The organism is Planococcus sp. MB-3u-03 (genome assembly GCF_002833405.1).
Lineage (GTDB): Bacteria > Bacillota > Bacilli > Bacillales_A > Planococcaceae > Planococcus.
On the sequence record NZ_CP025135.1, the window covers coordinates 2,638,976 to 2,651,202 of the forward strand.

The 12,227-nt window shown below is 49.5% G+C and carries 11 protein-coding genes, 1 pseudogene and 1 riboswitch; of the genes and pseudogenes, 3 read left to right on the plus strand and 9 right to left on the minus strand.

Annotated features, from left to right (window positions below):
- Window positions 1–146: 146 nt before the first annotated feature.
- Window positions 147–328, minus strand: a riboswitch (cobalamin riboswitch).
- A 44-nt stretch (window positions 329–372) separates the two neighbouring features.
- The 5 genes and pseudogenes from argS to CW734_RS14485 all read right to left on the minus strand — a co-directional run bounded on the left by argS (window position 373) and on the right by CW734_RS14485 (window position 5,669).
- Window positions 373–2,034 carry an arginine--tRNA ligase gene (argS, locus tag CW734_RS14465; protein WP_101191329.1) on the minus strand — a complete coding sequence of 554 codons (1,662 nt, stop codon included), beginning with the start codon at window positions 2,032–2,034 and terminating at the stop codon, window positions 373–375.
- A complete protein-coding gene (locus CW734_RS14470; RefSeq protein ID WP_101191331.1) occupies window positions 2,031–2,441 on the minus strand; it encodes a YwiB family protein in 411 nt (136 codons plus the stop codon). The genes argS and CW734_RS14470 overlap by 4 nt, the downstream gene beginning before the upstream one ends.
- Before the next feature lie 583 nt (window positions 2,442–3,024).
- Window positions 3,025–3,897: an agmatinase gene (gene speB / locus CW734_RS14475; RefSeq protein WP_101191333.1), complete on the minus strand. Its 873-nt coding sequence runs from the start codon at window positions 3,895–3,897 to the stop codon at window positions 3,025–3,027.
- Between the two features lies 1 nt (window position 3,898).
- Window positions 3,899–4,730, minus strand: a pseudogene (speE, locus tag CW734_RS14480) (spermidine synthase).
- 423 nt (window positions 4,731–5,153) lie between these two features.
- Window positions 5,154–5,669, minus strand: a complete 516-nt coding sequence (locus CW734_RS14485; RefSeq protein ID WP_101191334.1) for a YwhD family protein — start codon at window positions 5,667–5,669, stop codon at window positions 5,154–5,156.
- Between the two features lie 64 nt (window positions 5,670–5,733).
- Between CW734_RS14485 and CW734_RS14490 the strand changes: the two genes are divergently transcribed.
- Window positions 5,734–5,919 (plus strand): 2-hydroxymuconate tautomerase, encoded by a 186-nt coding sequence (locus CW734_RS14490; RefSeq protein ID WP_058382915.1) that lies wholly within the window; start codon window positions 5,734–5,736, stop codon window positions 5,917–5,919.
- Window positions 5,920–6,353: 434 nt separating this feature from the next.
- On the opposite strand, the gene CW734_RS14495 is transcribed toward CW734_RS14490, so the two are convergent.
- Genes CW734_RS14495 through CW734_RS14505 form a run of 3 tightly spaced genes read right to left on the minus strand, consistent with a single transcriptional unit; the run spans window position 6,354 to window position 9,056 of the window.
- Window positions 6,354–6,881, minus strand: a complete 528-nt coding sequence (locus CW734_RS14495; RefSeq protein WP_101191336.1) for a YwgA family protein — start codon at window positions 6,879–6,881, stop codon at window positions 6,354–6,356.
- Window positions 6,882–8,186: an HD domain-containing protein gene (locus CW734_RS14500; RefSeq protein WP_101191338.1), complete on the minus strand. Its 1,305-nt coding sequence runs from the start codon at window positions 8,184–8,186 to the stop codon at window positions 6,882–6,884.
- A gap of 48 nt (window positions 8,187–8,234) precedes the next feature.
- Window positions 8,235–9,056 (minus strand): octanoyl-[GcvH]:protein N-octanoyltransferase, encoded by an 822-nt coding sequence (locus CW734_RS14505; RefSeq protein ID WP_101191340.1) that lies wholly within the window; start codon window positions 9,054–9,056, stop codon window positions 8,235–8,237.
- A gap of 172 nt (window positions 9,057–9,228) precedes the next feature.
- Between CW734_RS14505 and hemQ the strand changes: the two genes are divergently transcribed.
- Entirely contained in the window at window positions 9,229–9,978 is a 750-nt protein-coding gene (gene hemQ, locus CW734_RS14510; protein WP_101191342.1) for a hydrogen peroxide-dependent heme synthase, read from the plus strand.
- A 249-nt stretch (window positions 9,979–10,227) separates the two neighbouring features.
- On the plus strand, window positions 10,228–11,040 hold the full coding sequence (locus CW734_RS14515) for a beta-carotene 15,15'-monooxygenase (protein ID WP_145990610.1): 813 nt from the start codon (window positions 10,228–10,230) through the stop codon (window positions 11,038–11,040).
- Between the two features lie 67 nt (window positions 11,041–11,107).
- Here CW734_RS14515 and CW734_RS14520 read toward each other — a convergent pair whose 3' ends face one another.
- On the minus strand, window positions 11,108–12,199 hold the full coding sequence (locus CW734_RS14520; RefSeq protein ID WP_101191345.1) for an acyltransferase: 1,092 nt from the start codon (window positions 12,197–12,199) through the stop codon (window positions 11,108–11,110).
- Window positions 12,200–12,227 lie beyond the last annotated feature (28 nt).

The window sequence follows — 12,227 nt, forward strand, 5'->3', positions numbered from 1 at the left end:
CGCTTCGCCAGATTGTCTTATGCCTGTCGGAGCTGAACAGCCGCTTCCACATTTCATTAAAAAAGTCCCCTGCATAAAGGATGCAGAGGACTTACAGGACGGGTTCGCAAAAAACAAGCGCGTCCGGCCTGTCCTCGCAAGCTTTCGGTTCGGTGTTCATGAAGGCAGGTCTCCTGGCTTGTGGTCATCGCTTGCTGCGCCTTCCCGGGATCTCCTAGTGGCCTTGCAGTTTGCTCTCACATACAGTGGCGGGACCGCGCCGGAATTGCACCGGCTTCCCTTTTAACTCATGTTCTTAGACATAAGCACCTTCATGATTGCTATTCAGTTGATTTGATGACTCCATTATACACCGAAAGCTCTAGTTGTCTTCTACATTTTTTCAGGAGCTTGGACGCCGACTGTCTTCAAGGCATTTGCGAGTGTCGTCTTAACCCCTTCGATCAGGGCAAGGCGCGAACGCGTCAATTCTTCATTGCTAGCATCCAATACTTTATTGGCGTTATAGAAACTGTGGAAGTTCGACGCCAGTTCATGGATATAAGTCGTGACGCGGTGAGGCGCACGGAGTTTTGCAGCATCTGCGATGACTTGTGGGAAATCGCCGATTTTCTTCAATACTTCGATTTCCTTTTCGTCCGTCAACAGCTCCAGATGCTCAGTCGAAGCGGTGAAGTTCTGCTCCGCTGCCTGGCGCAAGATCGAGCAGATGCGCGCATGTGCGTACTGGGAATAATAAACCGGGTTTTCGTTGGACTGGGAAACGGCCAAATCCAAGTCGAAATCCATATGGGAATCGCCGGAGCGCATCGCAAAGAAATAACGGACCGCGTCTAGGCCGACCAAGTCGACCAATTCGCGCATCGTCACGGCTTTACCGGTACGTTTGCTCATTTTCATTTTCTCGCCGTCTTTATACAATTGCACCATTTGGATGATGCTCACTTCAAGCGTATCGCGGTCGTAGCCAAGCGCTTCGATTGCTGCTTTCATGCGTGGGATGTAGCCGTGGTGGTCAGCTCCCCAAATATTGATGAGCTTGTCGAAACCGCGCTGGATTTTGTCTTCGTGGTAAGCGATATCCGGTGTCAGATACGTATACGTGCCGTCGTTTTTGATGAGCACGCGGTCTTTGTCATCACCGAATGTCGTCGAGCGGAACCAAGTCGCGCCGTCTTCTTCGTAGATATGGCCATTGTCGCGCAGTTTTTTCAATGCTGCGTCGATCTTGCCGTTTTCGTAAAGGGATGTTTCCGAATACCACACATCAAAATGGACGCGGAAATCTGCCAAGTCTTTCTGCAATTTCGCAAGCTCCACTTTCAAGCCGTGTTCACGGAATGCTTTATAGCGTTCTTGTTCTGTCATATGAAGGAATTTATCGCCGTGCTCTTCAACGAGTGCCGCAGCGATATCGATGATGTCCTGTCCGCGGTAGCCGTCTTCAGGCATGCTTTCGCCTTTGCCAAGCGCTTCGAAATAGCGTCCTTCGATCGATAGCGCCAAATTATTGATCTGGTTGCCTGCATCGTTGATGTAGTATTCACGGGACACGTCATAGCCGGCAAGATCCAGGATATTGCACATGGAATCGCCAACAGAGGAACCGCGTGCGTGACCCAGATGAAGATCGCCTGTCGGGTTCGCAGAGACGAACTCGACTTGGACGCGCTGGCTGTTGCCGGAGTTCGAGCGGCCATACTCTTCGCCTTGCTCAAGTACAGTTTTGATGACATCGTTCAAATAATCTTTTTTGATGATGATGTTGATGAAGCCAGGGCCTGCGATTTCGACTTTTTCGATATTCGCTGACTGGGTGTCCAAGTTTTCCACGATGGCTTCTGCGATTGCGCGCGGCGGCTTTTTCGCAAGACGCGTCAATTGCATGGCCACGTTTGTTGCGTAATCGCCGTTCGCTTTATCTCTCGGCGATTCCAATTGGACCTGAACCGGTTCTTCTGTAAGTCCCGCTTTTTGGACCGCTTCGGCGATCGCCTGTTTAATGTTTTGCTGTACTTGTTCTACTGCGTTCATTTGGTTCCCTCCGTAAACTGTATTTCCATTTCGTATTCGCCGGCAAAATCGTTTCCGAGCGCTAAGTCATAGCGCACTTTGAAACGGCTTTCCGTCATGATGAGTTCATGTGCTTTGGTCGTGAGCATGAACGATTCTTCCCCGTGGCGCAAATTGCCGGTCTGTTCCTTATCCAACAGAAACGGCAGGCGCATCTGCAAACCTCCGCTGCGCATCACGACCGCATCCGTTTCACCGAGTTTGACCGTTGTCCGGATATCGAGATCATCTTGCCGCTCATCGTATTGCAGATAGCGGCGTCCATTTTTCACGGTCAGAACGCCTTCTGAACGCAGTTCCATCACTTGATCTTCAGCACCCGGCTGGCGGATGATCGTCGTCAATTTGATTTTCACCGATTTCTTCATGTGCATCCGCCTTTCCGATAAATAATAACCTTTTCATTATAGCCCGATTGGCGCCGTTTTTTCAATCTAATCCGAGCCAGCTCCTCCGATGCTTCTATAAATGACAAAGGGCTTTCCATTGCCGTGATTTAGTTTTAGGCAAAACAAAGCCGGCCTGTTAAATACAGGCCGGCTTTGTTTTCGTTTTTGGAATTGGAAAGGCGCTTCCGCTTTTCTTCTTGTCTAGCTCCAGCGCCCAGATTCTCGGGGTCATAAGCCATTCTGGCTGTGCGGCAAAGAGCGCCGCTTCGCCAGACCGTCTTATGCCCGTCAAATCTACACGGGCCCTTCCGCTTTTCTTCTTGTCTAGCTCCAGCGGCTTGCCTCTCGGGTCGTAAGCCGACTGCCCTGTGCGGCAAAGAGCGCCGCTTCGGTCATTCGTCTTACGCCTGTCGGAGCTGAACAGGCGCTTTCGCTTTTCTTATTGTCTAGCTCCAGCGCCTAGCTCCTCGGGGCCATAAGCCACTCTGGCTGTGCGGCAAAAAGCGCCGCTTCGCCAGATTGTCTTATGCCTGTCGGAGCTGGACAGGCGCTTCCGCTTTTCTTATTTAACCCAGCCAAGAATCATTTCGCGGATGAGTTTGCTCGCCGTGTTCGCTGTTTGATCGGAATGATCGTAAACTGGCGCGAGTTCAACGAGGTCGAAGCCGACGACGTTGACGCCCGATGCTGCGATGGCATGGATGGACGCGAGCAGTTCGCGCGATGTGATGCCGCCAGCGTCGACCGTCCCAGTGCCTGGCGCGTGTGCTGGATCGAGCACGTCCATATCGATCGTAATGTAGACCGGACGGCCGTCGAGTGTCGGCAGTACTTGTTTCAAGGGCGCGAGCACTTCGAATTTATACAAATGCATGCCTTGCTCTTTCGCCCATTCGAATTCTTCTTTCATTCCTGAACGGATGCCGAACGAGTAGACGTTTTTCGGGCCGATGTGATCGGCAATTTTACGGATCGGCGTTGAATGCGAATATTCTTCGCCTTCATAGTTTTCACGGAGATCGGTATGCGCATCGAAATGAATGATGGCAAGATCGTCGTAGCGGCTCGCGACTGCTTTCATGACCGGCAATGACACCAAATGCTCGCCGCCCATGCCCATTGGGATTTTCCCATCAGCCAACAACGTGTGCACATACGTCTCGATCTCGAGAAGGGATTTTTCCGGATTGCCGAATGGCAACGGGATATCTCCCGCATCGAAGAATTTCACATCTTCAAGCTCGCGGTCCAGGTACGGGCTGTATTCTTCCAGCCCAATTGAGACTTCGCGGATTTTATTCGGGCCAAAACGCGATCCCGGGCGGTAGCTGACGGTCCAGTCCATCGGCATGCCGTAAAGGACTGCTTTCGACTCTTCGTAATTCGGATGGCTTTTGATGAATACTTTTCCTGAATAGGTTTCGTCAAAACGCATCTTATTCACCCGTCAAATCTTTCACAAATTTCGGCAAAACGAATGCCGCGTTGTGCAATTCCGGTGTGTAATATTTTGTTTCGATATCGTGGAATCGCTCAGCTGGCACTTCAAGCGGGTTGTATTTTTTCGAACCGATCGTGAACGACCACAAACCGCTCGGGTAAGTCGGGATGTTCGCGAGGTATAATTTCGTAATCGGGAAAATCTCTCTGACATCGCTTTGCACTTGCTTGATCAAATCCGGCGTGAACCACGGATTGTCCGATTGTGCCACAAAGATGCCGTCTTCTTTCAAGGCTTTCGAAATGCCAGCGTAGAAGCCTTTCGAGAACAAATTCACTGCCGGCCCGACCGGTTCAGTGGAATCGACCATGATGACGTCGAATTCATTTTCCGATTCCGCGATGTGCATGAAGCCGTCGCCGACGATTACTTCAACGCGTGCATCTTCTAAGCCGGATGCGATCGATGGCAAGAATTTTTTCGAGTACTCGATGACTTTGCCGTCGATGTCGACGAGCGTCGCTTTTTTCACGGATGGGTGTTTCAGGATTTCACGGATGACGCCGCCGTCTCCGCCTCCAACGACCAATACGTTCTCCGGGTTCGGGTGCGTGAACAAAGGCACGTGCGCCACCATTTCGTGGTAGACAAATTCGTCTTTTCAGAAGTCATGACCATGCCATCCAAGAACAGCATATTGCCCCATTCTGCTGTTTCAGCCATTTCTAAATATTGGAAATCTGTTTGTTCTGTATGAAGCGTTTTATTGATTTTCATTGTAATGCCGAAGTTTTCGGTTTGTTTTCGGTATACCAGAATCCTGCCATGTATAATCAAACTCCTTTATTTATCAGATTGAAATCACTTTACAAAGTATAAGTGTTTTCCGCAAAAGTGCAATACTCTTTTCCGCCACTTTTCTTTACCCGATTTGGCGTGGACTATGCATCGCGAACGCGACCGGTGCCCACGTGGGAGACTTGGTCGAGATTCTGTTTCGTTGCATGCAAAAGGCTTTCTGCAAAGGAATCGATTCCCTGCACAGAAAACCTTTTGGCCTGATGGGCGCGGAGAAAGTGACATGAGGCATTGGGCTTGGGTTTGTCGCAATGGCTCATAGCACTTGCCCGCTATCAGGTGTCCTAGCTTTCTAGATGAAAAGCTGTACTCTCAGTTTACTTTTTCCGCCTCAACTTCAACTGCCGGAAGGACCGAATTTCATCTTTCACATTTCGTTCAAGAATCCAGTCTTATTGTGACAAATCATTGTGCAATTGTTCTAGGCTGCGTTCCCACATTTCTGGGTTGTGGGTCTTCAAATAATCAGCGAGCACTTTTTTCGAAGGCGCATCCATATGGTCGACGATGATTTTCCGCTTCATCGACTTATCCATCAAATTGACATGGTCCGCTAAAATCTTATAGCCGCGCCGCTTTTCGCGGTTGACGACCATTTCACATGCCGTAACGCCCGCATAATAAGGCCCTGCCGGATTAAAGTCGATGGTGATCCATACGAGCCAATAATCTTTTCCGCCTGCAGAATCTTCGCGGTTGGTCGTGAATTTGATGCCGCGTTCCGTCTGGCTTCTCGCGTGCATCGCGCCGATATCAAGCACAGCGTCTTGTTCTTCGACGTCGATGATGAGCGGCGAAACGTTCTCAAGCGATAAGGAACCGATGCCGTATCCTTTATGCCCATCTGTCGGATCGTCTTTTATAATGGTGAATCCCAATTTCTTTTTGGGCTTTTCTTCATTTGCCATTTGTACAATTCCTCCATTCTGATATGATAATGCTAACATCCAATGAAAAGGAGCTGCATCCATTATGCCATACGTAACTGTAAAAATGCTCGAAGGCCGCACAGACGAGCAAAAACGCGCACTAGTCGAAAAGGTCACAGCCGCTGTATCCGAAACAATCGATGCCCCACCAGAAAAGGTTTTTGTGTTCCTCGAAGACTTGAAAAAAAGCGAATACGCGGTCAACGGCAAGCTGTTGAACGACGAGTAGAGAAAAACTCCCCGAGGGGAGTTTTTTTTATGCGCACATAAATGGGCTTCTCTCACTGTACCCGCCCAGCACATTCTGCTTGGTCTCTAATTTGAGAGTGGCTGAAAAGCTGTATTACTTTTTCACCTAAGGATTCGACAAAGCAACTATCGCATTATAAGTCTTGTAAAAAAAAGATAGCAATTGCTAACGTCATTCGACTGCGCTGCAGGGGCTGCTTGCCGTGGGGCGGGTGTTGAGCCAAGGCGGAAGAGCACCGCCTTCGTCTCGCCAGCCCGCTCGGTCCCACAGGCGTCAGCCCCCTTCGCTTCGTCGCTAGTTTTAGAGCAAAAAGAAAATTTCATAGCTTTCTCAACGGGCAAGTAGCTTGCTAGCCAACGGAAGCCACCGATAAAACGATCGCCTCAACACTTCCTTCTCCAACTCAAAATAATCTATAAAAGATAACGGCCAATACACGAATGTTTCAATTGCTCGAGTTCGCCGAGAAAACGATAGGCTTCCTCGATTTCGGCTTCGGTGAAGTTGAGCTTGCCTTTGACGCTATGTAACTTGGCGATCTGCTCATCACGCTCTAGATGGCCGAAGTATAAAAGCGTCGAGGCCAACTCCAGGAAACGCGCGCTTTTGGCATTGAGCAAAGCGGCGGCTTCAGGGTTTTTCGGAATTGAAGCGCCGACGGCATTGCGGAATTCCATGCCTTCGTCCGTTACTGCGTATTTATATTGTACATAGGAACCTTTGTCTTCGAGCGCTTCCGATAAAAAGCCCATATCGCATAATTCCTCGATCCGTGCCGTCAATTCTTCCGAGTAAGGCCCATAAATATGGAATTCGTATTTCTCCTTGAACGGGACATTGAGCTTTTTCATGATATAGACCATTTTCTGCAGTTTCTTTCGGCCGGTTACTCCTTCGGCCGTCGCGATAAAATCGACGATTCTTGCATGTTCTTGGAGCAACTAAATCCCTCCTTCTCTGAGCATTTCCAGGATTTGCTGCTTGATGGCTTTTTTCTTGCCGTCGATAAGCAGTTCCGCTGGAAAATACAATTTATAATCGGTTCGGCGTTTGCCGGAAATGGCGTCGACAATCTGGGACAGCCGCGACAATTCCTTAATATCGCCGTTTGGCATCAATAATTGGATCGGCAGCCGTTCTTCCTCTTCCCCCGGCCGGTAGAAATCATAGGGCAGGTCGGAAGTCGAATCATCGATCAAGTAATATTCGGGATCGATGCCGGCTTTCTTGAACAAAGCTGAAAGCTCCCCGAGTTTTTTATAATCCGTCCCGGGATCGAAATCGACATACTGGAACAAGCGGCGATTGACGAAACGATCGCACAGGTCAGCGAGGATCGGGTCGCGCTCGTTTATCCACAACTGGAAGTAGGTCATCAAGACGCCTTCATCGAGCGCCAAATAATCGTCGAGCGTGAAGCTACGGTCGAAAAAGGCGAGAAAATGGGTGGGCGGCTGCTGGAATTCGTAGCCGCTTTCGCTCAATTCCTTAGCTCGCTGTAAAATCTTCCGCAAAATGACTTCGGCACTTCTCGCAACCGGGTGGAAATACACTTGCCAGTACATTTGGTAGCGGCTCATGATATAGTCTTCGACCGCGTGCATGCCGCTCGATTTGATGACGACTTGGTCATCGAGCGGCCGCATGACGCGCAAGATGCGTTCCATATCGAAATGGCCGTAGGAAACGCCTGTATAATACGCATCTCGCTGCAAATAATCCATCCGGTCGGCATCGATCTGGCTGGAAATAAGCGAGACCACTTGTTTATTCGAATAGGTCTTAGCGATGACTTCCGCTACATGCGCCGGAAAATCAGGCGATACTTTTTTCAAGATGCTGTTCACTTCGGTATCACCGGTCAAAATCGCACGCGTGAATTCCTCGTGGTCCACGTTGAATACTTTTTCAAACGAATGTGAAAACGGGCCATGCCCAAGGTCGTGAAGGAGCGCTGCGCATAAGACCGTCAAGCGCTCGCTTTCATCCCATTCCGGGCGGCCGTGGAACACATCGTCTGAGATGCGCCGGACGATTTCATAGACGCCGAGTGAATGATTGAAGCGGCTATGCTCCGCCCCGTGGAAGACGAGGTAGGATGTCCCGAGTTGTTTGATGCGGCGCAGGCGTTGGAATTCTTTCGAATTGACGAGGTCCCAAATCACTTGGTCACGCACATGGATATACCGGTGAACCGGATCTTTGAACACTTTTTCTTCAGCTAATTTTTGTGTCGCGTAGCTCACGGGCACTCCTCCTCGAATCGTACTGGTTATTTTACACGAAACGAACGCTCATTCAAGCGTCCGTTCGAGCATTTTTTCATTGCGTTCAAGCACCCGTTTCAAATAAAACGAATACAATTCAAATTCTTCTTCCTGAAGCGGCATCGGAGCAGGCGAGCCAAGCAGCGCATGCAAATCGAGCACCACTTCAGGAACGGTGATGTCGCGGCCGAGCAGTTCGCTGAGCGACGCCATCACTTCTGGCTGGATCTCCGGGTAGCTGAATTTGGTCTCTTCCCCTTGCTTGCCCGCTTCGTAAAACTCGCGGATCACTTCCGCCCGTCCCGCCCCGCTTCCTTCGATGCACAAATACACTTGCACGGCGATGCCGCGGCGGATGCGACGCTGGGAGATGCCGGCGAATTTCTTGCCGCCGATGCTCAGGTCGTAACTGCCCGGGCAATATGAACCGACGATTTCGTAGGCGTCGATTTCCGCTTCCGGAAATAACGCTTCAACGAGCTCGACCATCAAATCGTAGCCTTGCGGAATGTCGATGGCGCCTTCTTTTTCCGACAGGACGATGGAAATATTCAAAACGCCGGAATCGAGGACAACGGCCAGGCCGCCGGAATTCCTGACGATTGCCTGATAGCCATTGTCTTCCAGGCCCGCCATCGCTTGATCGATATGAGGCAAGCGGTGGTCCTGGATGCCGAGAACCACTGTGTCATCGTGCACCCAGGTCCGGACCGTCGGCGGGCTTTTCTGCGAGCCGACCAGTTCACATAGCGTATCGTCCGCCGCAAACGATTCAAGCGCCGAACGTTTGCGCGCGCTCAAGGACTGGTCCCAAAAACGCCATTTTTTCTCTTCCATAAATAAAGCCATGCTGTCATTCTCCTCTTTTAAGTTCACTCTTTTCAGTTTACCCTTTTCAGTGCAGGCTGAAAAGGCGCTGCGGCCATGTCAAATTGGTGACAGGCCGCATTCGGATAGGAACTTGCGTCTTGCATATGATAAACTGTGGAAGAGAGATTCACATAAAAGGAGTGTTCTACTGATGAATGAAGCAGCAATCACATTAGACGGCTGGTACGTGCTCCACGATTTCCGTTCAATGGACTGGGTCGCGTGGAAAATGCTGGACGACGAAGAGCGCCAATTCGCGATCGACGAGTTCAATAATTTCATGGAAAAAGTTAACCAAGCTGACGAAAACAAAACCGGTGCCCACGCCCTTTATTCCATCATCGGCCAAAAAGCCGACCTCATGCTCATGCTTTTGCGTGAAACGATGGATGAATTGCGCGAGCTCGAAACCGAATACAATAAATTGACCTTGATCGCCTACACAGTGCCGACTTATTCTTACGTTTCTGTCGTCGAGTTGTCGAACTACCTGTCAGGCGAAAGCAATGAAGACCCTTATCAAAATCCGCATGTCCGTTCGCGTCTGTACCCAGAGCTTCAACGCTCCCAGTACATTTGCTTCTATCCAATGGACAAGCGCCGCGAAGGCAACGACAATTGGTACATGCTGCCGATGCAGGAGCGTAAAGATTTGATGCTGTCACACGGCAAAATCGGCCGCAGCTACGCAGGCAAAGTCAAACAAATCATTTCCGGCTCTGTCGGGTTCGATGATTACGAGTGGGGCGTTACACTGTTTGCAGAAGACGTTCTCCAATTCAAGAAGCTTGTCTACGAAATGCGTTTCGATGAAGTATCCGCCCGCTACGGCGAATTCGGTTCATTCTACGTCGGCACGATTCTCGACAAAGAGAAAACTGCAAAATTCCTTGAAGTATAAATTTCTCCAAAGCACCGCATCCTGATGAGAGGATGCGGTGCTTTTTTTATTCCATGGCCTCTACCTAAGCAGACTTTCGATTTTCCGCCATACTTCCACTATCGAAACCTTCCATTTATTGGGTATACTAAAAGAAAAACGAGGTGTTTGTATGTTCGTGATACGCCAGACACATTATGCAAAATGGGCTTTCGCTTTCTTGCTTCTCGTATTGATCAGCAATCTCTTGGTCTACCGCTCCCCTTTTTTTTGCTTGCAGTCATAGCCGCCGGGTTGATCGCTGCGCGCTTCATCATTCCTGCGCTGTATTTCGAACCCTTCGCTCCAATATTCTACATTGGCCTCGCAATCGAAATGCTCGTGCTGGCGGCAGAATTGGCCTTGCTCGGGTTATTGCTCATCCACATTTCAAAAATTCGGCGTTCCATGCTTAAACAATCCGGCAGCCCGCTTTTCGCCTTATTTCCTGCAGTGCATGAGAACGTCAAGCCGAATCCGCTGATCCATATCGTCCTGTCTGAAGCGCTCGCGTTTTACTATGCCTTCTGTACATGGAAAAAACAGCCTCCAGAAGACCCAGCATCCATCACTCTCCATAAAAACACTAGCTCCATCGCATTTAACATCATGCTCATCCACGCCATCGTCATTGAGACCATCGGCATCCATTGGTGGCTCCACGATAAATCCGCTTTACTTTCTATCGTCCTGCTCATCTTGAATGTCTATAGTGTCATTTATTTCATTGGCGATATTCAAGCCACCCGATTGAATCCCTTGACCATCAAGGATGGAAACTTGCATGTATCGTTAGGGTTGAACAAACGAATCAGTGCACCGCTCGAATCGATTCGAGCGGTGCGTTGGGGCGCAAAACCCGAGGCCAATGCACTGGCATTCGTCGCCAAAGATTTTGAAGAACCGGAACCTCAGGTCGTGATCGATTTCAACATGCCCCAGCAGGCGGTGCTGTTTTTCGGCAAAACGCAACCAGTCTCGCAAATCGCGTTGAAAGTGGACGATCCCGAAAAACTGAGGAGATTGCTGGACGGAGCGAAATGAAAACAAAAAAGTTGCCCGCACCTGCAGGCAACTTTTTTTATGTAATTCATTTGTCTAAACGGCTTTTTTACGCTTCCGTTAAGCCTTTATTCCCGTTCTCTGTAGCTGGTTTAACCTTCTTGACAGCAGGCACCGTCAAAATGACGCGGCCGAACGGCAATTTCTGGACGAGCATGATGATTCCGACCGTGATGGCCATGACCACTACATACCATAGCGGAAATAAGGAAAGCGTCCAAACTTCATCCGGCAAATTGCGCTGCAGCATATTGATGACGAACGGGTGGATCAAATAGATCCCCATCGACATTGCGCCAAGCCTTGAGGCAAGCGTGTGAAGCAGCGGATTTCGTGCCACTTTCTCGGAAATGGCCATAATGAACAAAATGAGGATCGGTAAATTGATGATATTGGAAACACGATTGGATCCTATGTAACGTCCCCATTCATATTCGACTGCCGCGAAATAGAGAATCAGCAGTACCCCGACAAATAAACCGATTCTCCATTTATAGGCCCATTGTTTCGCAGCTTCCCAGTTATAAGCAAGAAACCCGCCAAAGACGAAGAAGAAGATCCATTTCGGCAAAAAGGCGCGCTGTTCCATAATCATGGCAAGCAGCCCATCAAATTGCGTCGGGTCCATATACTTCATCGCGTAGATATGAACAATAGCCGATGCAACCAGTGCAATGATCCAAGCCGCCTTGCCCTTGATCAATTGCAGCAAAGGAAAAATCAAATAAAATTGCAGCACGATGGAAATGAAATAAAGATGGGAATACGTCTCCCCAAACGCCACTTCAAACAAAAAGCGCTTGATTCCTGCGTCCAGCGGGTTCGCTCCGAAGACCACCCACAAATAAAACAAGTAAAAGGCTGTCCAGAACAGGAAGGGAATGACGATTTTCTGCAGACGCGACGTGACGAAGCGCTGGAAGAAAAACCCTTTGTTTTTTGCTTGCAAAAATAACAGCAGACCGCTGACGATAGCGAAGATCGGTGTCCCGAAACGGCTCGCCTGGTTGAGGAATAAAATGACATCCTCCCATTCCCCGCGCTGGACATAATACAATGCGGATACATGGACGAGCACGACCATCAAGCAGCCCACTGCCCTCATGACATGTATATCAAAAATATGTGCTTGCTGTTTCATATGTATCTACACCCTTATCCGTTAATCA

What these genes read in the sequence shown, in the direction of transcription:
- argS (WP_101191329.1), bottom strand. Translation starts at nt 2,034, where the DNA reads ATGAACGCAGTAGAACAAGTACAGCAAAACATTAAACAGGCGATCGCC.
- CW734_RS14470 (WP_101191331.1), bottom strand. Translation starts at nt 2,441, where the DNA reads ATGAAGAAATCGGTGAAAATCAAATTGACGACGATCATCCGCCAGCCG.
- speB (WP_101191333.1), bottom strand. Translation starts at nt 3,897, where the DNA reads ATGCGTTTTGACGAAACCTATTCAGGAAAAGTATTCATCAAAAGCCAT.
- CW734_RS14485 (WP_101191334.1), bottom strand. Translation starts at nt 5,669, where the DNA reads ATGGCAAATGAAGAAAAGCCCAAAAAGAAATTGGGATTCACCATTATA.
- CW734_RS14490 (WP_058382915.1), top strand. Translation starts at nt 5,734, where the DNA reads ATGCCATACGTAACTGTAAAAATGCTCGAAGGCCGCACAGACGAGCAA.
- CW734_RS14505 (WP_101191340.1), bottom strand. Translation starts at nt 9,056, where the DNA reads ATGGCTTTATTTATGGAAGAGAAAAAATGGCGTTTTTGGGACCAGTCC.
- hemQ (WP_101191342.1), top strand. Translation starts at nt 9,229, where the DNA reads ATGAATGAAGCAGCAATCACATTAGACGGCTGGTACGTGCTCCACGAT.
- CW734_RS14520 (WP_101191345.1), bottom strand. Translation starts at nt 12,199, where the DNA reads ATGAAACAGCAAGCACATATTTTTGATATACATGTCATGAGGGCAGTG.